This window comes from Actinacidiphila acidipaludis, assembly GCF_019890725.1.
Classification (GTDB): Bacteria; Actinomycetota; Actinomycetes; order Streptomycetales; family Streptomycetaceae; genus Actinacidiphila; species Actinacidiphila acidipaludis.
Genome location: NZ_JAINZZ010000014.1, coordinates 100,309 through 122,135, shown reverse-complemented (window position 1 = coordinate 122,135; position 21,827 = coordinate 100,309). Strand labels below are relative to the sequence as shown.

Genomic DNA, 21,827 nt, shown 5'->3' with positions numbered 1-21,827 from the left:
GCCGGCCTGAGGAGTCCGTTGTGGATCTTCATGTTCGCCTTAGGCGGGCGCGTGCACCCTGGCCGCGTGCGCATACTCGTGGTGGAGGACGAACACCGGCTGGCCGGACTCCTCAAGGACGGCCTGACCAGGGAGGGTTTCGCGGTCGACGTCGCCCATGACGGCCCCGAGGGCCTGTGGCTGGCGACCGAGCAGCCGTACGACGTCATCGTGCTGGACGTCATGCTGCCGGGCCTGCACGGCTACGGCGTCTGCGCCCGGCTGCGCGAGGCGGGCAACTGGACTCCGATCCTCATGCTGACCGCCAAGGACGGTGAGTACGACGAGGCCGAGGCGCTGGACACCGGCGCCGACGACTGGCTCAGCAAGCCGTTCTCCTACGTGGTGCTGCTCGCACGGCTGCGGGCGCTGGTCCGCCGCGGCGCCCGCGAGCGGCCCGCGGTGCTCACGGTGGGCGATCTGCGGATCGACCCGGCGGGGCTGACCTGCAGTCGGGGTGACGTCCGGATCGCGCTGACGCCGAAGGAGTTCGCCGTGCTGCACTGCCTGGCGCGGCGCGCGGGCGAGGTGGTGCCGAAATCCGAACTCCTGGCCCGGGCCTGGGACTTCGCCTTCGACGGCGACTCCAACGTCGTCGAGGTCTACATCAGCGCGCTGCGCCGCAAGATCGACAAGCCCTTCGGGCGCAGCACGCTCGGCACCGTCCGCGGTGCCGGCTACCGGCTGGAGGCCTGACATGGGCGTACGCCTGCGCACCACGCTGACCGCGACCGCCGCCGTGGCGGTGGCCCTCTGCCTGGCGTCCGTCGCGCTGTTCGCCGCCCTGGACGCCAGCCTTGCCGCGTCCACCAAGGCGACGGCGCTGCAGGACGCGAAGGCCCGCGCCGCGGAGCAGTTGCGGGCGGCGGGCGGCGCGCCGCCTCCCGGCAGCGGCCTGCCCGGGCCGCCCGCGCTCGTCGCCGGTGAGAGCGGCGGCGGCCAGGGCGGCACGCAGGACCGGCCGGATCCGGGGGAGTCCGTCGTGACCACCGAGGGCGCGAACGGGCAGCTCGTCGTCACCCAGGTGGTGGCCACCCGCCAGGGCGCGGTGACCGTGCGGGGGACCGCTTCGCTGGCGCCCGCCCGCGCCGCGATGAACACCCTCACCGACGTGCTGGTGCCCGGTGTGCCCGCGCTCCTGGCCCTGGTCGCGCTGCTCACCTGGCTCGCGGTCGGCCGGGTGCTGCGGCCGGTCTCGGCGATCCGGGCGAAGGTCGCCGAGATCACCGCGCACGGGCTGCACGAACGGGTGCCGGAGCCGGACACCCGCGACGAGATCGCCGCCCTGGCCCGCACCGTCAACGCCACCCTCGACCGGCTGCGGACCGCCGTCGACGCCCACCGGCAGTTCGTCGCCGACGCCGCGCACGAACTGCGCAGCCCGATGGCGGTCCTGCGCACCCGGCTGGAACTCGCCGGGCCCGCCGAGAAGGCGCTGGCGGCCGAGGCGCTCGACGACGTGGCGCGGCTCCAGTCGCTGACCTCCGACCTGCTGCTGCTCGCCCGCCTCGACGCCCACGAACCGCTGCGGGCACGGGAGGTGGACCTGGCGCAGGTCGTCGCGGAGGAAGCGGCCCGGCCGCGCCCGCGGCCCGACGTCGCGGTCGCCCTGCACCTCGATCCCGACGTCACCGTGCACGGCTCGCCCGAGCACCTGCGCCGGCTGGTGGCGAACCTCGTGGACAACGCCGTCCGGCACGCGGCCACCTCCGTGACGGTCAGCCTCGCGGCCGGCCACGACCGCGGCGGACGGCAGGCCGTCCTGGAGGTCGCGGACGACGGCCCGGGCATCCCGCCCGAACACCGGCGCACGGTCTTCGACCGCTTCACCCGACTCGACCACGCCCGCCCGCGCGATACCGGCGGCGCCGGGCTCGGCCTGCCCATCGCCCGGGACATCGCCACCGAGCACGGCGGCACTCTCACGGTGGTCCCGCACGACCACGGCGGCGCCCGGCTGCGGGCGGTGCTCCCGCTGCCGGGCCGGCCCGCGCTCGTCCCCGCGTGAAGGCGGGGCGGCGGACGGGCCTCGTTCGCCGGTGGAGTGCACCCGCGAGTGCCCGGAGGGGTGTCCGGGTGTGATGCCGGGGCGGCGGGCGGGTCTCGTTCGCCGGTGGGGTGCACTCGCGAGCGTCCCGAGGGGTGTCCGCGTGTGATGCCGGGGCGGCGGGCGGGTCTCGTTCGCCGGTGGGGTGCACTCGCGAGCGTCCCGAGGGGTGTCCCCCGGTGGGCCCGGGGTCCAGGGCCGCCTACGAGGCGGCGGCGTCCACCGTGACCGCCGGCTCGCCGGCCGCCGCCGTGTCGTCAGGACCGCGCAGGATGCCCGCCGCCGCGGCGGCCACGGCGCAGAACGCCAGCGGCAGCAGGAACGCCGCGTTGAGCGGGACGACCCGGGTCAGTGCGCCGATGGCCGCCGGTCCGGCGAGCATGCCGAGGTAGCCCAGGCCTGCGACCTTGGAGACGTTGGCGCCGGCCGCCTCCCGGTCCGCGTGACCGGCCGCGCTGAAGAGCTGCGGCACGCAGCCGGAGAGGCCGATGCCGAACACCGTCCAGCCGACCAGCGCCAGCGGGATCCACGGCGAGCAGACGACCGCCGTCATGCCCACCGCCGCCGTGCCCGCGCCCCACCGCACCACGGCGACCGGCCCGAACCTCCCCGAGATCCGGTCGGTGAGCAGCCGTCCGACGGTCATCGCCGTGGCGAAGGAACCGTAGGCGAACGCGGCGGTGGCCGCGGGGGCGTGCAGCACGTCGCGGGTCGCCAGCACACTCCAGTCGTTCGCGACGCCCTCGCTCAGCATCACCATCAGGCAGATCGCGGCCAGCGCCCAGATCCGGCCCGGCGTCCGGCGGCCCGTCCGCGCGGGGCCGCCGCCGACCCCGCCGCCGTCCCCGCCTCCGTCCGCGGACACCACGAGGGCGTCGGCCGGCGCCTGCTCGGCAGGTCGGTCCGCATCCCGGGGGAGCAGCGCGGGTCCGGCCAGCAGCGAGGCGGCCAGGCACACCGCGGCTGTGCCGCCGAGCGTGACCGCGGCGCTCCAGCCCCAGCTCAGGGTCCGGGCGCCGACCAGGGACGCGGCCACCCCGCCGAGGGAGAACACCGCGTGGAACGTCGACATCACCGGCCGCGCGTACCCCCGCTCCACCTGCACGGCATGGGCGTTCATGCTCACGTCCAGGCAGCCGTTGCCGAAGCCGAGCACGCACAGCGCGGCCCCGAGCGCCCAGCCGCTGGTCGCCAGCCCGGGCAGCACGACCGCCGCCGAGCACAGCGCGGCACTCACCGGGACCACCCGGCGCGCCCCGAACCGGTCGGCGAGCGGGCCGGCGAGCTGCATGCCCGCGAAGGCCCCCGCGCCCAGCAGGAGCAGCAGGGAGCCCAGCACGGCGTGACTGATCCCCGCCCGCCGCTCGACCGCCGGGATGTGGACGATCCACATGCCGAGGACGAACCCGTTCAGGGCGAAGTACGCGAAGGTGGCCGCCCGGGCGGCGCGAAGGGTTCGCTGCATGGGCGCGAACATAACAAACATTTGACATGTTTGTTAGAGCCAGAATCGCTCAAGCAGCCTGTTCGTGGTGTTCAATGGCGGTCATGGCAAGCACCGAGCGACACCGGCAGATCGTCGAGGCCGTCCGCGCCGAAGGCCGGCTGGGCGTCGCCGAACTCGCCGCGCTGACCGGCGCGTCGGAGATGACGGTCCGCCGCGACCTGGAGATCCTGGCCGGGCAGGGCGTCCTCGAGCGCTACCGCGGCGGGGCGCGCAGCCTGCTGCTGCGCGGCGAGGAGCCGCCGTTCGCCCTCCGGGTCACCGAGGGCCGCGCGGCCAAACAGCGGATCGCGGCGGAGGTCGCGGCGCTCGTGGCCGACGGCGAGACCGTCGTGCTCGACAGCGGCACCACCTGCCTGGAGGTCGCCCGCGCCCTGGAGCAGCGGCGGCTCACCGTCATGCCGCTGTCCCTCCACGCGGCCAACGCGCTGACCGGCGCGCCCCGGCTGCGGCTCATCATCCCCGGGGGTGAACCGCGTCCCGGCGAACTCGCCCTGACCGGCCCGCTCACCGAGTCGGCCCTCGCCGCCCTCCGCTTCGACACCGCCGTGCTCGGCTGCTGCGGCCTGACCGCCGCCGACGGCCTGACCGCCTACGACCTCGCCGAGGCCGCGGTGAAGCGGGCCGCCATCGCCTCCGCGCGCCGGGTGATCGCGGTCGCCGACGCCGCGAAGTTCTCCCGGACGGCGCTCGCGCACGTCGTGCCGGCCGGCGCGCTGCACACCGTCGTCACCGACGAGCGGGCCCCGCGCGAGGAAGTGGACGCGCTCACCGCGGCGGGCGTCACGGTCCGCACGGTGCCGGCCGAGGCCGGCTGACCCGGGGCGGCTTGTCAGCCGCGCAGCGCGGGGTCGCCGGCCTGGGGCGTGGGCAGCAGGGTGCGGGGCGTCGGGTGGGCCGTCATCAGCTGGCGCTCGTCCAGCCGCAGCGCCGTGCGCAGGTCCGTCCCGTCCAGCCCGGCGCCGTCGAGCAGCGCGCCGTGCAGGTCCGCGCCGTCCAGCAGGGCGCCGTCGAGGCGTGCGCCGCGCAGGTCGGCGCCGGACAGGTTCGCACCGTAGAGGTCCGCGCCGCGCAGATCGGCCTGGCGCAGCAGGGCCCGCGTGAGGTCCGCGCCGGACAGGTCGGCGTCGCGCAGCACCGTCGCGACGAGCCGTGCACCGGTCAGGTCCGCGCTTCCCAGATGCGCCGACTCCAGGTCGGCGCCGCTCAGATCGCAGCCGGTCAGATCGGCCCCCTCCAGGTCGACGCCCGCCATGGCCCGCGCCGGGACCGGGAGGACATGGCTGGCGGAAACGGCCGGGACAGCCAAGGTGGGGGGTTCGTCGTGCACAGTGAGGGCTCCTGTAGGTTCGGCGGGTCTGACAACGTTGTCAAAAGTTGGTCCATTTTGGGCCGTAAATGCGGGTGCGTCAAGGGGATTGGCGGATCCTGCCGGGGCGGGGGCCGTCGCGCGGGGGCCTTGCCGGGGGCGTGCGGGCCGGGTGTGGGGCGGTTCGTGCGAGTGGGGTGCGTGGGGTGCGGGAGGCTGGTTCCGGCGGGCGTCTGGGCGGGTGTGGGTGCGGGTGCGCAAGCCGGTGCCGGTGCTCGGGCGGTCGGCCGCCGGGGCCGGTGCGGGTGTCCGTCGCCGGCGGGGGAGTGGACGGGTGCCGGGATGGGTTCCGCCTGCCCGAGGCCTGGGCGGTGGCCGGCCGAGTGCGGCCCGGACGCCCGGCGGGCCGGGGAGGAGGACACTGGATCTGTCCGGGAGAACGGAACCGTACGCGCCGGTCGGAGGTGAACGGCCATGATCCGCGCCGTGTGGAACGGCACCGTGCTCGCCGAGGCCGAGGACGCGATCGTGGTGGAGGGCCGCCACTACTTCCCGCCCGACTCCCTGAACCGCGAGTACTTCGCCGAGAGCCAGACCAGGACGGTGTGCCCCTGGAAGGGCCTGGCGCACTACTACACGGTGACCGTGGACGGCGAGACCAACGTGGACGCCGCCTGGTACTACCGGCACCCCAGCCCGCTGGCCCGCAAGATCAAGAACTACGTGGCCTTCTGGAACGGAGTCGTGGTCGAGGGGTTCGCCCCGGAGGAGAACGCCTGAGGGGGCCGCGGCCCGGCCGGGACGCGGGTCTGTCCGGGCCGGCGCCCGTGCGCACGTCGGCGGCGCACCGTCGCCCTGCCTCGCGGGAAGTGCGACGCCGCGGCCAGGATGACGAGACGGCCGGCGGCTGCGGGCCGTGGCGCGGATCGGAGCGCGGCCGGGGAATCGGATTGCCTTGCCGGAGGCGGCGTGCGCACCATGCGCGGGTGCGCTTCTCCATCAACATTCCGAACTTCGGGGATTTCGCGGACCCCAGCAACGTCGCGACCGTGGCGGCCGCCGCCGAGGGGGCCGGCTGGGACGGGCTCTTCGTCTGGGACCACATCCTGCACCGCTACCACCAGGGCCGCCCCTTCGGTGACCCGTGGATGCTGCTGACGGCCGCCGCCCTGGCGACCTCCCGCATCCGGCTCGGCACCCTGCTGACCCCGGTCCCGCGGTACCTCCCGCAGCAACTCGCCCGCCAGGTGGCCACTCTCGACCAGCTCAGCGGCGGCCGGGTGGTCTTCGGCGCCGGCCTCGGCGGTCCGGTCGAGGACGAGTACCGCAGCTTCGGCGACACCGCTGAACCCCCCGTCCTCGCCGAGCGCCTGGACGAAGGGCTCGAACTCCTGCGGCGCTACTGGTCCGGCGAGCCGGTGGACCACCGCGGCGCGCACTACGAGGCGCGGGACGTGACGCTGCTGCCGCCCACCGTGCAGCAGCCCGGCCCGCCGATCTGGGTCGGCGGCTTCTGGCCGCGGCGCCGCCCGATGCGCCGCGCGGCGCGGTGGGACGGCGCGGTGCCGCTCTTCGAGACCGCCAAGCACGGCCATGTGCCCGACGTCGCGGAGGTGACCGAACTCATCGGCTACGTACGGCAGCACCGGTCGGCCGGGGCCGAGCAGCATTTCGAGTTCGTCCTCGGCGGTGCCACGCCCGCTGACGCGGCCAAGGCCAAGGACGTCATCGGTCCGCTGCACGACGCGGGCGCCACCTGGTGGGACGAGCGCCAGATCCAGACCGGTCCCGACCTCCACCGGCTCGAGCCGGTCCTGCGCCGTGTCGAGGCGGGTCCGCCCGCCCTCTGACCCTGCCGCCGATGGGCGTGTTCGCCTGCCCGTCCGTCCGTCCGCCGGCCGTACCGTACCGGTGACGTGTGCGGTCAGGCCGGGCGGAACGGGTCTGACCTGGGGATCGAACGGGGGCGCGGGTGCTCGGGGACGCGTTCAGCGGTTAGCCTCGGCGCACGACCACCGAGCGCGGGCCGCCCGCCGACGGGCCCCAGATCTCTCAGGAGGAGACCCCCATGAGCACCAACGGCCGGGTACAGCTGGGGACATGGCCGACGCCGCTCGAACCGGCGCCGCGCCTCGCGGCCGCGCTCGGCCTGGGCAGCGCGGACCTGTGGGTGAAGCGGGACGACCTCACCGGGCTCGGCGGCGGCGGGAACAAGGTCCGCAAGCTGGAGTGGACGGTCGGCGCCGCCCTCACCGACGGCGCCGACACCCTGGTGACCACCGGCGCCCCCCAGAGCAACCACGCGCGGCTGACGGCGGCGGCCGCGGCCCGGCTGGGTCTGACGGCGGTGCTCGTGTTCCCCGGCGCTCCGGGCGGGTCCGCGTCCGGGAACCTGGCGCTGGACGGCCTGTTCGGCGCCAGGATCGTCTGGGCGGGCGACGTCGACGCCGACGGGCTGGCCGAGGTGGCGGCCCGGACGGTGGAGCGGCTGGCCGGGGACGGCCGGCGTCCGGCCCTCATCCCCTTCGGCGGCTCCAACGCCCTTGGCGCCCAGGGCTACGCGGAGTGCGGGCGTGAACTGCTCGCCCAACTGCCGGACCTGGCCACCGTCGTGGTCGCGCTGGGCTCCGGCGGCACCATGGCCGGGCTCGTCGCCGCCCTGGGACCGGAGCGTGTGCTCGGCGTCGACACCCGGGCCATGGCCGAACCCGCCGCCGCGGTGGCCGCGATGGCGACCGGGGCAGGCGAGCGCGCCGTCACGCCCGGCGAACTGCTGATCCGCGACCAGCCGGGCGACTACGGGGTCCTCACCCCGCCGATCGCCGACGCCCTGACCCTCGCCGCCCGGACCGAGGGACTGGTGCTGGACCCGGTCTACACGGGACGGGCCCTCGCCGGGCTGGCCGCGGCGGTCGCGGACGGGACCGTCCTCCCCGGCCGCGCCACGGTGTTCCTGCACACCGGCGGACTGCCCGGCCTGTTCGGCCACCCGGCGGCCATCCGCCACGCCGAGGACGGCTTGCGGGACGCCGCGACGGCCCCCGAACCGGACCGGCACCCGTAGGCCCGAGGCGCCGGTCGCGGCACATCACCCGGCCGGCGAGTCCGGTCAGGCGACGAGGAGGCGCAGGCCGAGCTCCGCCGCGTCGAGGTCGACGAGTTCGCGGTTGCGTTCGGCCCACCGGCCCGAGGACAGGTCGTCGCGGAGCCTGCCGACCGCCCGCTGTTCGGCCTCCGGACCGACTCGGGTCCACACCGACACCGCGCGGCGCACGTGCTCCTCCAGGTACGCCCCGGGCCTGCGCCAGTACGCCTCGAAGAAGCCGTCGGCGCAGTCCCAGGGGATGAGCACCGGCTCGATGCGGGCCCCGATCGCGCGGGCCGCCTCCTCCACCGAGGGCCGTCCGGCGACGAGCCGGGCGACTTCGGGCAGGTAGTCGCGGGAGAGCCAGAACCGGTGACGCCAGCCGGTGTCACTGGCGTCGTGCGTGAACACCACCACGCGGCGCGCCACGCGTCGCATCTCGCGCAGCCCGGCGATCGGGTCGTGCCAGTGATGGAGGGTGCTGAAGGCCATCGCGGCGTCGAACGACCCGTCCTCGAACGGCAGCTGCTCCGCGGTGGCGGCCACGCACGGCGCCGCGCCCGCCGGACGCTGCGCCCGCATCACCGCCGACGGTTCGACCGCCGTGACGTCGCGGTCCGGGGGTTCGTAGGAGCCGGTCCCGGCGCCGACGTTGAGCACCGTCCGCGCGTCGCCGAGCGCGTCCCAGACCCTCGCGGCGATCCTGGGCTCCGTGCGTCGCGTCGCCGGGTAGGCGGACCCGATGGCTTCGTACAACTGCGCTCCGAACACCTTCAGTTGGTCCTCCGGCGGTGTCCTCATCCCCATCGCCCGTGCCTCCAGTTCCCTGTCGATGGCCGTCACCATGGCGGCAGCGCGGTCGCGCTGTTCCTGCAGGAGGCCGCGCAGCCGGTGCAGGTGCGCGACCGCGTCGGTGGCCGGGTCGTCGACCAGATCCGCGATCTCGCGCAGGCCGAAGCCCAGCCGCCGGTAGGCGAGTACCTCCCGCAGGCGCTCCACGTCACCCGCCGAGTAGGCCCGGTAGCCGCCCGCGGTCCGCGCGGACGGCCGTACGAGGGCGATCTCGTCGTAGTGGTGCAGCGTGCGCACGCTCACGCCGGCCAGCTCGGCAACGCGTCCCACGGTCAGGTGTTCCTCCATGCCACCGACGATGCGGCATGACGCCACGTGAGGGTCAAGCACTGGGCTCGTGCGGGGCGTGAGCGCTGCGGTCGGAGGGCCGGCTAAGCGGCGCGGCGGCCGAAGACGAGGCAGAAAGGGTGGTCCGCGGGGTCGGCGAACACCCGGTAGCGGCCTTCGAGTTCGCCGGGCAGACGCCGGGCGCCGAGGGCCAGCACCTCGTGTTCGGCGGTCTCGACGTCGTCCACCCGGATGTCCAGGTGCAGTTGCTGCGGGCGCCGCGGGTCGGGCCGGTCGGGAGCCGTCCAGTCGGTGACGCGCTGGAAGGCCGACTGCCGTGCGCCCGGCTCCGTTCCGATGACCACCCAGTCGTCGCCGTCCTCGTTGACGCGCATCCCCAGGACGGCGGCGTAGAACGCGGCGAGGGCGCGGGGATCGGGGCAGTCGAGCACCGTCTTCTCCAAGCGACCGATCATGTCCCGATTGTGGCACCCGCGCCCGCACCTTCACCCGCACCCGCGTGCGGAACGCCGCCGGGCTCCCTGCCCCGCCACGCCGACGGCCCGACAACTCCCGCGACGCGCGGCCCCCGGGCCCCTACACTCACCGCCCATGACACAACTGGACGAGCAGGGCCGTCCCGAGCCGCCCGCCGCCGCCGACGAGGCCGCGACCCTGCTGGGTTTCCTGGAGTTCCAGCGAGCGACCCTGGCCTGGAAGTGCGAGGGCCTGGACGCCGCGGGCATGGCGGCCACCGCTGCGGCCTCCACCATGACGCTCGGCGGGATGCTCAAGCACCTCGCCCTGGTGGAGGACTGGTGGTTCAGCGAGTGGCTCGACGGCAGGGAGCAGGCCGCGCCCTGGGACACCGTGGACTGGGACGCCGACCCCGACTGGGAGTGGCACTCCGCCAAGGACGACACGCCCGGGCAGCTCCTCGGTATCTGGCAGGACGCGGTCGGCCGCTCCCGCGAGCGCGTCGAGGCGGCCCTCGCGACCGGCGACATGGGTCAGTTGGCCCGGCGGACCGGAAAGAACGGCTTCAACCCGAGCCTGCGCTGGATCGTCTGCCACATGATCGAGGAGTACGCGCGCCACAACGGCCACGCGGACCTCATCCGTGAGGCCGTGGACGGCTCGACGGGGGAGTAGCCGAGGCGGGACGGTGCGGGCGGGGCCCGCACTCGCCCCTCGGGCAGAGCCACAGGCCAGGTGACGCCCGCCGGTCCCAGTCCCCGCTGCCTGCCCGGCCCGCGCGTGCCGACCCGGTGCCTGCCGCCCCGGTCCGGGCCCACCCGGGCTACCCGGGCGACCCCAGTCCGGGCCCACCCGGCCCCCCGGGCACGCCCCGTCCGCTCCACCCGCCCCGTCCGCATCATGAAACGGTTCACCGGCTCCCCGGGGCCCACGGGGAACGATCTCGGCCCCCCGTCCGAAACCAGCTCTGACCAGCCACGATTGACACCCAGGCAGGTCCGCGGGGACCACCGACCCCGCCCCCGCGCCCAAATCCTTTCACCTCGCCCCATTGACGCCGGTCGGCACTGAGGACAAGATTCCTGACGTCTCATTGGCATGTCCCGTGCCCCCACCACCTGGGCGCCAGGTGCGCCCGGCTCTCTGACAACGTTGTCACGGGAGGAGAGAGAGGAAAGCATGGCTGGAAGCAAGCAACGTCGCAGAGGTACGGCGGTGGTGGCGGTCGCCGCCTTCGCCGCGGCCGCCGCGGCAATGCTGCCGGCGCAGTCCGCGCTGGCGGCCGGCGACACCACAGGGGATCTCACCCACCTGGTCAACTCGTTCATCGGCACCCAGAACGACGGCAACACCTACCCCGGTGCGGCGGTGCCGTTCGGCATGGTGCAACTGTCGCCGGACACGGGCCACAACACGGGATACGACTACAACCAGGACCACATCCTCGGCTTCAGCTCCGTGCACCTGTCCGGTGTGGGCTGCGGCCTCGGCGGCGACCTGCCGGTGCTGCCGACGACCGGTGCGGTCACGTCCACCGACGACGCCGTGTACGCCGCGCCGTTCAGCCACAGCGACGAGACCGCCTCCCCCGGCTACTACAAGGTGAAGCTCGGCACGGGCATCACCGCGGAGCTCAGCGCCACCGCCCGCACCGGCTGGCAGCGCTACACGTTCCCGTCGACCGACCAGGCCAACGTCCTGCTCAACACCGGGCAGGCGCTGCACAAGGTCACCTCCAGCACGGTGACCGTGCTGGACGACCGCACGGTCGTCACGGCCATCACCGGGCGCGGCTTCTGCCAGGACACCCAGCCGTACACCCTCTACACCGAGACGAAGTTCGACCGGCCCTTCGCCTCGTTCGGCACGTGGAACGGCGCTGCCGTCACCGCGGGCAGCCACACGTCCACCTCCACCGGGCGCGGCGGCGCCTATGTGCGGTTCGACGCGACGCAGAACCACAGCGTCACGGCCGTCACCTCGCTGTCCTGGGTGGACGCGGCGGGCGCCGCCAAGAACCTCGCCGCCGAGGGCGGCGGCACGTTCGACACCACCAAGGCCGCGGCGACGCAGGCCTGGCAGGACCGGCTGAGCCAGATCCGTGTCCAGGGCGGTACCGACGAGCAGCAGCGCACCTTCTACTCCTCGCTCTACCGGTCCTTCCTCGCGCCGAACATCGGCAGCGACGTCGACGGCCGCTACACCGGCTGGGACGACAAGGTGCACGCCGGGGACGGCTCGACGTACTACCAGAACTGGTCCCTGTGGGACACCTACCGCACGCAGCAGCAGCTGCTGTCGCTGCTGGCTCCGGCCGAGTCCCGGGACATGGCGCTGTCGCTGCTGAAGATCGCCGAGCAGAGCGGCCAGCTGCCGCGCTGGGGCTACGCCACGGCCGAGACCAACATCATGACCGGCGACCCGGTGACCCCGTGGCTCGTCGACGCCTACCGCCAGGGCCTGCTGAAGGGCCACGAGGAGGAGGCGTACCGGATCCTGAAGAAGCACGTGGACAGCGCGGCGCCCGACTCCTCGCCGTCCGCGGTCCGTCAGGCCGACCCGGAGTACCTGGCCAACGGGTACGTCCCCTACGACCCGACGCGCCCGCAGACCAAGCCCGGCGACGACGACTACCAGCACGGGCCGTCCGCCACGCTGGAGTACGCGCTCGCCGACGCCGCGCTGGGCGGGATGGCCAAGGACCTCGGTCACGGCGCCGACGCCCGCAGGTACCTGGCCCGCGGCCAGAACTACCGGAACATCCTGGACCCGGCCACCGGCTTCTTCCGTGCCCGTGACAACGACGGCGCGTTCGTCGGCCCGTCCGACCCCGCTTCCAGCGTCGGCTTCCACGAGGGCACCTCGTGGCAGTACATGTGGCTGGTGCCGCAGGACGTGCCCGACCTGGTCGGCCTGATCGGCGGGACGGACACCGCCAACTCCCGGCTGGACTCGTTCTTCGCCTACGACCAGCTGCTGAAGGACCCGGCCGGCACCGCCCGCAACGTGTGGGTCAACGGCCCGTACTCGTACTACAACCAGGACAAGTACAACCCGCAGAACGAGCCCGACCTCGGCGCGCCGTACACGTACCTGTCCACCGGGCAGCCGTGGAAGACCACCGACGTCGTGCACGCCGCGCTGACCCTGTTCACCGACGCGCCCAACGGCGTGACCGGCAACGACGACCTGGGCACCATGTCCTCGTGGCAGGTGCTCTCGGCGATCGGCGTCTACCCGATGACGCCGGGCACCGACCTGTGGGGCCTGTCCACGCCGCTGTTCGACCGGGTGGACGTGACCCTGGACAAGCGGTACTACCCCAAGGGCCACCTCACCATCACCGCGCCGGGCAGCTCGGACAGCAACCGGTACATCCAGTCCGCGCGGCTGGGCGGCAAGCAGCTCGCCCACACCTACCTCACCACCGGTGACATCCGGGCCGGGCGGGACATCGACCTGACCCTGGGCACCAGCCCGTCGGCCTGGGGGACTCTGAAGTCCGACGCGCCGCCCACACTGGACAAGGCGCCCGACACCCAGCGTCACACCGCGGCGGCGGTCTCGCCGTCCGCCGTGGGCGTGCTCGGCGGCGGCACCGCCACCGACGTGACGGTCTCCGCGGTGCTGACCGCGCCCGGCACGGCGTCCGGCACCGTGAGCATCAGCGCCCCGGCGCCGCTCACCGTGGAGCCCGAGCAGGCCTCGTTCCAGGTGCGTTCGGGGACGGTGCCCGCCACGCACACCGTGCCGGTGCACATCACCGCGCCGGCCGGCACGCCCGACGGCACGTACCAGGTCACCGTCAAGGTGACGCAGACCGGCGGGCCCTCGGTCACCCGGACCCTCCCGGTCTCGGTGACCACCGCCACCTGCACCGGCGCCACGGGATCCTGCCCGCAGGACCTGTCCGGCCAGTACAACGTGGACGGGGTCAGCGCGTCCGGCGCCACCGGTGCCGACTTCGACGGCACGGGGACCAGCTTCCCGGCCGAGCAGCTGCCCGCCCCCGGCCCCGGGGTCCTCGGCGGCCACGCATACCGGTTCCCGGACACCACCGGCAGCGCGCCCAACTTCGCGACCGCGCACGGCCAGACCGTCGCCCTCGTGCAGCGGAACTACTCCGCCCTGGACGTGCTGCTCACCGCCCACCACGGCGACGTGCAGGGCACCGCGACCGTCCACTACTCCGACGGCAGCTCGGCCTCCGTGCCCCTGAACGCCACCGACTGGGCGTCGGGCTCCCCGCGGCTCGGCGAGGATCCCGCGATCCACGCCGACAGCCGCTACAACGCCCAGGGGCAGCCCGACGGCGTGGCGGTCAACATCTGGCACCTGACGGTGCCGCTGGACAGCGGCAGGACCGCTGTCTCGATCACCCTGCCCGACGACACCCGCATGGCGCTGTACGCGCTGAGCGGACGCAACGCCTGACGGACCGTCACACCTCCGTCGTCCAGTCATGCGGCCGGTCGCCGCGCCCCACGGGACGGGCGCGGCGACCGGCACGCACAGCCGGCCCCACCACGAAGCAGAGAGGCAGCACCCCATGACCCATGGCCGTGCCCGCCGTACCCTCGCCAGATCCCTGCTGGCAGGAGCGGTATCCCTGGCCCTGACCGCCCCCCTGTCCGCGCTCGCCCACGCGGACACCCCGGGAGCGGACGACGCGCCCGCCTTCACCACGTCGTTCGAGTCCGGCCAGCCGCAGCCCGACTGGACCAGCACCGCGGAGAACGGCCCGGACGGCAAGCCCATGGTCTCCGGTGTGACCGCGGGCACCCTGCCCGTGCTCGCCGGCAGCATCAAGGACAAGATCACCGCCGTCACCGCCAACTCGGACAACCCGCCGAACGAGGTCGCGGCCAACGCCGCCGACGAGGACCCCAACACCAAGTGGCTGACGTTCAACTCCACCGGGTGGGTGCAGTACCAGCTCAGCGGTGACGTCACGGTCAAGAAGTACGCCCTGACCTCGGCGAACGACTCCCCGGGCCGCGACCCCAAGGACTTCCAGCTCCAGGGGTCGGCCAACGGCACCGACTGGACCACGGTGGACAGCAGGACCGGCCAGGACTTCCCCGGCCGCTTCAAGTCCAAGGTCTACGACGTCGCCACGCCCGGTGCGTACCGCTACTACCGGCTGAACGTCAGCGCCAACCACGGGGACCCGATCGTGCAGCTCGCCGACCTGATCCTCTCCGACGGCTCGGCCGCACCGCCGCCCACCGCCGGGATGACCACCGACATCGGCAAGGGCCCGTCCTCCGGCCCCGACGTGAAGCCCAACGTGGGCTTCACCGGTCTGAAGGCCCTGGAGTACGCGGGCACCCACACCCAGGCGGGTGCGGTGCACGCGTACAACAAGCTGTACGACGTGCACATCAAGGTCAACCCGAACACCCGGCTCTCGTACGAGATCTTCCCCGAGCTGACCGGCGGCGACCTCAACTACCCCAGCACCTACGCCTCGGTCGACCTGCACTTCACCGACGGCACCTACCTCAGCCGGCTGCAGCGCACGGCGCAGGACGAGTACGGCAACGAGCTGTCCCCGCGCGGCCAGGGCGACGCCAAGGTGCTCTACGCCTCGCAGTGGAACCAGGTCTCCGCCGAGGTCGGCAAGGTCGCCGCGGGCAAGACCATCGACCGGATCCTGCTCGGCTACGACGACCCCAAGGGGACGTCGGGCGAGGGCGGTTCGACCCAGTTCAAGGGCTGGATCGACGACCTGGCCGTCGGCACCGTGCCGGCGAGCCACCCCAACGCCGACTACGTGAACGCGGTCGACACCCGGCGCGGCACCAACTCCTCGGGCTCGTTCTCGCGCGGCAACAACCTGCCGCTGACCGCGGTGCCCAACGGCTTCAACTTCTTCACCCCGGTCACCGACGCGGGCTCCGACAGTTGGGAGTACAGCTACGCGGCCCAGAACAACGCGGACAACCTGCCGACGCTGCAGGCGCTCGGCATCAGCCACGAGCCCAGCCCCTGGATGGGCGACCGCGACCTGTTCCAGGTGATGCCGTCCGGCGCGACCGGCACACCGGACCTCAGCCGCAGCGCCCGCGCGCTGCCGTTCCGCCACGCCGACGAGACGGCCGAGCCGGACTACTACGGCGTGACGTTCACCAACGGCATCAAGGCCGAGATCGCGCCCACCGACCACGCCGCGGAGTTCCGGTTCACCTTCACCGGTGACACCGGCAACCTGCTCTTCGACAACATCGACAACAACGGCGGCCTGACCTTCGACGCGGCCGACGGCACCCTGGACGGCTGGTCGGAGCACCGCAGCGGCCTGTCCACCGGGGCCAGCCGGATGTTCGTGCACGCCGAGTTCGACCAGGCGCCGGCCACCGCGGCCAAGACCACCGGGCAGGGCCGCGACAACGTCACCGGCTACGCCCGGTTCGACACCTCGAAGACCAAGACGGTGACGATGCGCATCGCCACGTCGTTCATCAGTGCCGCCCAGGCCAAGAAGAACCTCGACCTGGAGATTCCGGCCGGCACGTCCTTCGACACGGTGAAGAACCGGGCCGCCCAGGCGTGGAACGCCAAGCTCGGCAAGGTACAGGTGCAGGGCGCGAGCCAGAACCAGCTCACCACGCTGTACTCGAACCTGTACCGGATGAACCTGTACCCGAACTCCGCCTCGGAGAACACCGGTTCCGCGGACAAGCCGGTCTACCGGTACGCCAGCCCGTTCTCCAAGCAGGGCCCCAGCTCGGCCACCGAGACCGGCGCCCAGGTGAAGGACGGCAAGGTCTACGTCAACAACGGCTTCTGGGACACCTACCGCAGCGAGTGGCCCGCCTACTCCCTGCTGGAGTCCAAGACCGCCGGTGAGCTCGCCGACGGGTTCGTCCAGCAGTACAAGGACGGCGGCTGGACCTCGCGCTGGTCCTCGCCCGGCTACGCCGACCTGATGACCGGCACCAGCTCCGACGTGGCCTTCGCCGACGCCTTCGCCAAGGGCGTCGACAACTTCGACGTCAAGGCCGCCTACGCCGCCGCGGTGAAGAACGCCACCGTGGTGCCGACCAGCTCCGGCGTCGGCCGCAAGGGCCTGGACACCTCGGAGTTCACCGGTTACACCAACACCGCCCAGGGCGGCAGCGTCTCCTGGTCGCTGGACGGCTACATCAACGACTACGGCATCGGCACCATGGCCGCCAAGCTCGCCCAGGACCCGAAGACATCGAAGGCCGACCGCCAGCGCTACCAGGAGGAGTCCGACTACTTCCTGGCCAGGGCGCTCAACTACACCACCATCTTCAACAAGAACGTCGGCTTCTTCGAGGGCCGCAAGGCCGACGGCTCGTGGCGGGTGCCCGACGCGAGCTACGACCCGCAGCAGTGGGGCAACGAGTACACCGAGACCAACGCGTGGAACTACGCCTTCACCGTTCCGCAGGACCCGAACGGCGTCGCCGCCCTCTACGGCGGCCAGCAGAAGCTGGAGCAGAAGCTCGACACGTTCTTCTCCACCCAGGAGACCGCTGACGGCGACGCGGGCGGCTACGGCGGCACCATCCACGAGATGATCGAGGCGCGGGACGTCCGCATGGGCGAGCTGGGCCTGAGCAACCAGCCCTCGTTCGGCATCCCGTACATGTACGACTACGCCGGCGCCCCCGCCAAGACCCAGGCGGTCATCCGGGAGATCCAGCAGCGGCTGTTCACCGGCAGCCAGATCGGCCAGGGCTACCCCGGCGACGAGGACAACGGCGCCACCTCGACCTGGCAGATCTTCAGCGCGCTGGGCTTCTACCCGCTGCAGGTCGGCAACGACAACTACGTGATCGGCTCCCCGCTGTTCACCCGCGCGACGGTTCACCTGGACAACGGCCGCAGCATCGTGGTCAACGCGCCGGACAACAGCCGGAGCAACGTCTACGTGCAGTCGCTGAAGGTCGACGGCCAGCCGTGGAACAAGGTCTACCTCACCGGCGACCAGCTCAGGAACGGTGCGGTGCTCGACTTCACCATGGGCTCCAAGCCGTCCGACTGGGGGACCGGCAAGAACGCCCTGCCGCCGTCGCTCACCCCGGCCGGCAGCACCCCCGACCCGCTGACCGACACCACCGGTTCCGGGCTCGGCACCGGCAAGGCCTCCGACGGCACCGACGTCTCCGGCCTGTTCGACAACACCTCGGCCACCCGGGTGAGCTTCTCCTCCGCGACCCCGGTGATCGACTACGCCTACTCCGGCAAGGACGGCCAGCCGGCCGCCGGGCAGAAGGCGACCTTCTACACCCTGACCTCGGCCACCACCGCGGGGCAGGACCCGACGAGCTGGCGGCTCCAGGGTTCGAACGACGGCCAGAGCTGGAAGACGCTGGACAGCAGGTCCGGTGAGACCTTCAGCGACCGCCTGCAGACCCGTCCGTTCGAGATCGCCACGCCGGGCACGTACACCACCTACCGGCTGGTGGTGACCGCCAACAGCGGTGCCACCACCACCTCGCTGGCGGAGATGGAACTCCTCGCCCGCTAGGTGCCGCACAGGCCCGGGCTCCGCGGAACACCCCGCGGGGCCCGGCAGCGCGGTGGGCCGGTCCTCCGGGACCGGCCCACCGTCGTCCGTCGACCGGCGCTACGGCGTTGCGGCGGTTCAGCGGTTCAGCGGTTCAGTAGTTCAGATGGGTCTGCCAGTCCGCCGGGACCCGCTCGGCCGGACCCGGAGCCGACTGCCCCTCCGGGTGGCTGACCGGCGGGGCGAGGTCGGGCCCGTCGACGTAGGACTGCGTCCGGTAGTTCCAGTACCAGTCCTCGCCCGGCTCGTAGCTGCGGACCACGTCGTGGCCGGTCGTCCTGGCGTGCGCGTCCGCGTGCTGGGACGGGGAGCTGTCACAGCACCCGATGTGGCCGCAGGTGGCGCACCGGCGCAGGTGGAACCACCAGCCGCCGGCCGCGTCGCAGTCCAGGCAGCCCTCACCGCTCGGCGGCACGGTCGGGTCGATCCCCGGGATGTCGGAAGTGGTCATACGGGAGAAGCCTCCTCGGTGTCGGACTCCGCGGCGGTCAGCGGCAGCAGCACCCGGAAGCGGGTGTCACCCGGTTCGGACTCGACCTGCAGGTCCCCGTGGTGCTTGTTGACCACGATCCGCCACGAGATGTCGAGGCCGAGACCGGTGCCCTGTCCCACCGGTTTGGTCGTGAAGAAGGGCTCGAAGATCCGTTCGCGGATCTCCGCCGGGACCCCGGGACCGGTGTCCCGGAACTCCACGGCAAGCCTGCCGTGCTCGGACGAGGTGCGCACGGTGAGCGTCCCGGTGCCGTCCATGGCCGACACCGCGTTGTCGATCAGGTTCGTCCACACCTGGTTGAGCTCGCCCGGGTAGGCGGGGACGCGCGGCAGGGAGGTGTCGAACTCCTTGACCACCTTCACTCCGTCGCCGATCTTCCCCGCGAGCATCTGCAGGGTGCTGCCGAGCAGTTCGTGGATGTCGACGACCTGGTACGGCGCCCGGTCCAGCTGGGAGTACTGGCGGGCGGCGTTCACCAGTCCGGAGATCCGGGTGGTGGAGTCCTCGATCTCGTTCATCAGCAGTTCGGTCTCGACCGTGTAGTTCAGCCAGCGCAGCGCGCTCTCCAGCAGTTCGGCGTCGACCGCCGCAGCCACCTGGTCGAGCCACTCCTCGTCGAGGCCGGCCTGGACGAAGACCGGCGCCAGGTCCCAGCCGCCGCGGATGCCGTGGTCGTCCAGCCAGTCCGCGACGACGTCCTCGCGGTCGGAGGCTTCCAGCGGGCTCAGGTCCTCCGCCTTGGCGACCCGGTCGGCCGCGCGCTCCTGGATGCCCACCAGGGTGTCCAGGTCCGCCTGCCGGTACGAGCCGCCGGCCAGGATCTTCAGTTTGTGCCGCATCCCGGCGACGCGCTCGCGCAGCGCCGCGGTGGCCCGCAGCGCGGCCGCGGCCGGGTTGTTGAGCTCGTGGGTCAGGCCCGCCGACAGCGAGCCGAGGGCGAGCAGCCGCTCACGCTGGCTCACCCGCTGCTGGAACGCCTGGTTGCCGAAGAACAGCCCCTCCAGCAGGTGCACGGCCATCGGGAACCAGTCGTGCACGATGCGCGAGAACTCGTCGGCGGCCAGCACGAAGAACCGGGAGGGGACGGTCACCCGCATCGAGTTGGTGTAGAGCTGCGGCACGCGGTCGCCCAGGTAGGCCTGGAACGCCCCGGCGTACACCCCGCGCTGGGAGGTGCGGGTGATCTCCACGTCGTCGTCGCCGACCCGGCGCGAGGTGACGACGGTGCCCTCCAGCAGCACGTAGAAGCACGTCGCCGGGTCGCCCTCGGCGTACACCGGCCCGGGGTCCACGCACTCCACCCGGCCGGACGCGCAGAGCTGCCCGAGCTGGTCGTCGGTGAGCTTCTCGAAGAGGAACAGCGTCTGCAGCTCGGACGGGTCGCAGGGCAGCGTTTGCGGGGTCACAGGCCCTCCAGGTAGCGGTGCACGAGCATCACGGCCATCGCGCCCTCGCCGACCGCGGACGCGACCCGCTTGGCGGACTCGGAGCGGACGTCGCCGGCGGCGAACACCCCGGGCACACTGGTCTCCAGGTGGTAGGGCAGCCGGTCCGGTTCCCAGCCGGGGGGCCGGCGGCCCTCCGCGGTCAGGTCGGGACCGGTCAGCACGAACCCGTGGTCGTCACGGCGGACGACGCCGTCCAGCCAGTCGGTGCGGGGCGCGGCGCCGATGAAGACGAACATCCGCTGGCAGTCGACCAGTTCGGTGCGGCCGGAGGCGCGGTCGCGCAGCGCCAGGCCCTCCAGGTGGTCGCTGCCGTGCACCCCGGACACCTCGGTGCCGGTCCGGACGTGGATGGTGGGGACGGCCGCGATCTGCTGGATGAGGTAGTGCGACATCGACGCCTCCAGCGAGGGCGCGCGCACCAGCAGGGTCACGGACTTGGCGGTGCGCGACAGGTACACGGCCGCCTGCCCCGCGGAGTTGGCACCGCCGACGATGAAGACGTCCTGGCCCTCGCAGCCCGCGGCCTCGGTGAGCGCCGAGCCGTAGTAGACGCCGCGCCCGGTGAACTCGGTCATGCCGGGGACGTCCAGCAGCCGGTAGTTGACGCCGGTGGTGAGGATGACGCTGTGCGCCGCGACCGAGGAGCCGTCGGCGAACCGCACGGTCCGCGTCGGCCCGCTGACCTCCAGGGCGGTGACCTCGCACGCGGTGAGCATCTCGGCGCCGAACCGGCCGGCCTGGCGCCGGGCCCGGTCGGTCAGCTGCGCGCCGGAGACGCCGTCGGGGAAGCCCAGGTAGTTCTCGATGCGGGCGCTCTGCCCGGCCTGGCCGCCGGTCGCGGTGCGCTCGATCAGGACCGTGCGCAGCCCCTCCGAGGCGCCGTAGACGGCCGCGCCGAGTCCGGCCGGCCCGGCGCCGATCACCACCAGGTCGTAGAACTCCTCGGCCGGGCTGGTGGCCAGGCCCACCTGGGAGGCCAGGTCCTGGTCCGAGGGCTCGACCAGCACCTCGCCGCCGGGCGCGACCACGACCGGCAGACGCATCCCGTCGTGCCCGGCCGCCGCCAGCAGCCGCTGCCCCTCGGGCTGGTCGGACAGGTACCAGCGGTAGGGCACCTGGTTGCGGGCGAGGAACTCGCGGACGCCGGTGGAGCGGGCCGACCAGCGATGGCCGACGACCTTGGTCTCGGGCACCGGGCGGTGGTCCGAGCTCAGCCACGCGTCCAGCAGGTCGTCCAGCACCGGGTAGAGCTTCTCCTCCGGCGGGTCCCACGGCTTGAGCAGATAGTGGTCGAGGTCGACGACGTTGATCGCGTCGATCGCGGCGCCGGTGTCGGCGTAGGCGGTCAGCAGGATCCGGCGGGCGCCCGGGTGGATGTCCATGGCACGTTCGAGGAACTCGATGCCGTTCATCTCCGGCATCCGGTAGTCGGCCAGGATCACCGCGACCAGGTCGCCGCGCAGCTTGATCTCCTTGAGCGCGTCCAGCGCCGAGTCCCCGGACTCGGCGCGTACCACCCGGTAGCGCTCGCCGTAGCGGCGGCGCAGGTCACGGGCCACCGCGCGTGAGACGCCCGGGTCGTCGTCGACGGTCAGGAGCACGGCTCGGCGAGAGCTGTCCGCTGTAGTCATGGGCATCCCCGTCCCCGGTTGTGGCCTGCGCGGATGTCGTCCACGCACGTCCCCGGTTCAGCCTAATGGGCTGGGGGGTGAGACGCATGACCGATGATTTGTGTCCGAATGGTTGCGTACGACAAGGCCCGAT

16 protein-coding genes and 1 pseudogene are annotated in these 21,827 nt (G+C 72.9%); 10 read left to right on the top strand and 7 right to left on the bottom strand.

What is annotated here, in order from left to right; all coding sequences use genetic code 11:
* Window positions 1-66: 66 nt before the first annotated feature.
* Window positions 67-735, top strand: a complete 669-nt coding sequence (locus K7862_RS14470; RefSeq protein WP_222962968.1) for a response regulator transcription factor — start codon at window positions 67-69, stop codon at window positions 733-735.
* Window position 736: 1 nt separating this feature from the next.
* Entirely contained in the window at window positions 737-2,047 is a 1,311-nt protein-coding gene (locus K7862_RS14465) for a sensor histidine kinase (protein ID WP_222962967.1), read from the top strand.
* A gap of 241 nt (window positions 2,048-2,288) precedes the next feature.
* Here the strand turns inward: K7862_RS14465 and K7862_RS14460 are convergent, their stop codons facing one another.
* On the bottom strand, window positions 2,289-3,551 hold the full coding sequence (locus tag K7862_RS14460) for an MFS transporter (RefSeq protein WP_222962966.1): 1,263 nt from the start codon (window positions 3,549-3,551) through the stop codon (window positions 2,289-2,291).
* An 83-nt stretch (window positions 3,552-3,634) separates the two neighbouring features.
* Here K7862_RS14460 and K7862_RS14455 point away from each other — a divergent pair, with 83 nt between their 5' ends.
* A complete protein-coding gene (locus K7862_RS14455) occupies window positions 3,635-4,408 on the top strand; it encodes a DeoR/GlpR family DNA-binding transcription regulator (RefSeq protein WP_222962965.1) in 774 nt (257 codons plus the stop codon).
* Between the two features lie 14 nt (window positions 4,409-4,422).
* Here the strand turns inward: K7862_RS14455 and K7862_RS14450 are convergent, their stop codons facing one another.
* Window positions 4,423-4,920 (bottom strand): pentapeptide repeat-containing protein, encoded by a 498-nt coding sequence (locus tag K7862_RS14450; RefSeq protein ID WP_308011986.1) that lies wholly within the window; start codon window positions 4,918-4,920, stop codon window positions 4,423-4,425.
* A 453-nt stretch (window positions 4,921-5,373) separates the two neighbouring features.
* Between K7862_RS14450 and K7862_RS14445 the strand changes: the two genes are divergently transcribed.
* The 3 genes from K7862_RS14445 (at window position 5,374) to K7862_RS14435 (ending at window position 7,963) form a co-directional block, all read left to right on the top strand.
* On the top strand, window positions 5,374-5,679 hold the full coding sequence (locus tag K7862_RS14445; protein WP_222962964.1) for a DUF427 domain-containing protein: 306 nt from the start codon (window positions 5,374-5,376) through the stop codon (window positions 5,677-5,679).
* A 206-nt stretch (window positions 5,680-5,885) separates the two neighbouring features.
* Window positions 5,886-6,749, top strand: coding sequence for an LLM class flavin-dependent oxidoreductase (locus K7862_RS14440; RefSeq protein WP_222962963.1), 864 nt, complete (start codon window positions 5,886-5,888; stop codon window positions 6,747-6,749).
* A gap of 218 nt (window positions 6,750-6,967) precedes the next feature.
* Window positions 6,968-7,963: a pyridoxal-phosphate dependent enzyme gene (locus tag K7862_RS14435; protein WP_222962962.1), complete on the top strand. Its 996-nt coding sequence runs from the start codon at window positions 6,968-6,970 to the stop codon at window positions 7,961-7,963.
* A gap of 45 nt (window positions 7,964-8,008) precedes the next feature.
* On the opposite strand, the gene K7862_RS14430 is transcribed toward K7862_RS14435, so the two are convergent.
* Complete coding sequence (locus K7862_RS14430; protein ID WP_222962961.1) at window positions 8,009-9,124, bottom strand: MerR family transcriptional regulator; 1,116 nt, start codon at window positions 9,122-9,124, stop codon at window positions 8,009-8,011.
* An 83-nt stretch (window positions 9,125-9,207) separates the two neighbouring features.
* The gene (locus K7862_RS14425) at window positions 9,208-9,579 is read right to left on the bottom strand and encodes a VOC family protein (RefSeq protein ID WP_222962960.1); all 372 of its coding nucleotides are present in this window, start codon (window positions 9,577-9,579) and stop codon (window positions 9,208-9,210) included.
* A gap of 136 nt (window positions 9,580-9,715) precedes the next feature.
* Between K7862_RS14425 and K7862_RS14420 the strand changes: the two genes are divergently transcribed.
* The 4 genes and pseudogenes from K7862_RS14420 (at window position 9,716) to K7862_RS14410 (ending at window position 18,083) form a co-directional block, all read left to right on the top strand.
* A complete protein-coding gene (locus K7862_RS14420) occupies window positions 9,716-10,255 on the top strand; it encodes a DinB family protein (RefSeq protein ID WP_222962959.1) in 540 nt (179 codons plus the stop codon).
* Window positions 10,256-10,759: 504 nt separating this feature from the next.
* A pseudogene (locus K7862_RS14415) lies at window positions 10,760-13,102 on the top strand (GH92 family glycosyl hydrolase); the annotation flags it as partial.
* Window positions 13,103-13,156: 54 nt separating this feature from the next.
* Entirely contained in the window at window positions 13,157-14,014 is an 858-nt protein-coding gene (locus K7862_RS38610) for a beta-sandwich domain-containing protein (RefSeq protein ID WP_504740054.1), read from the top strand.
* A 115-nt stretch (window positions 14,015-14,129) separates the two neighbouring features.
* A complete protein-coding gene (locus K7862_RS14410; RefSeq protein WP_222962957.1) occupies window positions 14,130-18,083 on the top strand; it encodes a GH92 family glycosyl hydrolase in 3,954 nt (1,317 codons plus the stop codon).
* A gap of 133 nt (window positions 18,084-18,216) precedes the next feature.
* On the opposite strand, the gene K7862_RS14405 is transcribed toward K7862_RS14410, so the two are convergent.
* Genes K7862_RS14405 through K7862_RS14395 form a run of 3 tightly spaced genes read right to left on the bottom strand, consistent with a single transcriptional unit; the run spans window position 18,217 to window position 21,694 of the window.
* Window positions 18,217-18,573, bottom strand: a complete 357-nt coding sequence (locus tag K7862_RS14405) for a UBP-type zinc finger domain-containing protein (protein ID WP_222962956.1) — start codon at window positions 18,571-18,573, stop codon at window positions 18,217-18,219.
* Window positions 18,570-20,021 (bottom strand): ATP-binding protein, encoded by a 1,452-nt coding sequence (locus K7862_RS14400; RefSeq protein ID WP_222962955.1) that lies wholly within the window; start codon window positions 20,019-20,021, stop codon window positions 18,570-18,572. Before K7862_RS14400 ends, K7862_RS14405 begins: the two co-directional genes overlap by 4 nt.
* Window positions 20,018-21,694: an NAD(P)/FAD-dependent oxidoreductase gene (locus K7862_RS14395; RefSeq protein WP_222962954.1), complete on the bottom strand. Its 1,677-nt coding sequence runs from the start codon at window positions 21,692-21,694 to the stop codon at window positions 20,018-20,020. The genes K7862_RS14400 and K7862_RS14395 overlap by 4 nt, the downstream gene beginning before the upstream one ends.
* Between the last annotated feature and the right edge of the window lie 133 nt (window positions 21,695-21,827).

Bases quoted from the DNA above. Each gene is read 5' to 3' on its own strand.
- K7862_RS14465 (WP_222962967.1), top strand. From the start codon at position 737: ATGGGCGTACGCCTGCGCACCACGCTGACCGCGACCGCCGCCGTGGCG.
- K7862_RS14460 (WP_222962966.1), bottom strand. From the start codon at position 3,551: ATGCAGCGAACCCTTCGCGCCGCCCGGGCGGCCACCTTCGCGTACTTC.
- K7862_RS14455 (WP_222962965.1), top strand. From the start codon at position 3,635: ATGGCAAGCACCGAGCGACACCGGCAGATCGTCGAGGCCGTCCGCGCC.
- K7862_RS14445 (WP_222962964.1), top strand. From the start codon at position 5,374: ATGATCCGCGCCGTGTGGAACGGCACCGTGCTCGCCGAGGCCGAGGAC.
- K7862_RS14435 (WP_222962962.1), top strand. From the start codon at position 6,968: ATGAGCACCAACGGCCGGGTACAGCTGGGGACATGGCCGACGCCGCTC.
- K7862_RS14430 (WP_222962961.1), bottom strand. From the start codon at position 9,124: ATGGAGGAACACCTGACCGTGGGACGCGTTGCCGAGCTGGCCGGCGTG.
- K7862_RS14425 (WP_222962960.1), bottom strand. From the start codon at position 9,579: ATGATCGGTCGCTTGGAGAAGACGGTGCTCGACTGCCCCGATCCCCGC.
- K7862_RS14420 (WP_222962959.1), top strand. From the start codon at position 9,716: ATGACACAACTGGACGAGCAGGGCCGTCCCGAGCCGCCCGCCGCCGCC.
- K7862_RS14410 (WP_222962957.1), top strand. From the start codon at position 14,130: ATGACCCATGGCCGTGCCCGCCGTACCCTCGCCAGATCCCTGCTGGCA.
- K7862_RS14405 (WP_222962956.1), bottom strand. From the start codon at position 18,573: ATGACCACTTCCGACATCCCGGGGATCGACCCGACCGTGCCGCCGAGC.
- K7862_RS14395 (WP_222962954.1), bottom strand. From the start codon at position 21,694: ATGACTACAGCGGACAGCTCTCGCCGAGCCGTGCTCCTGACCGTCGAC.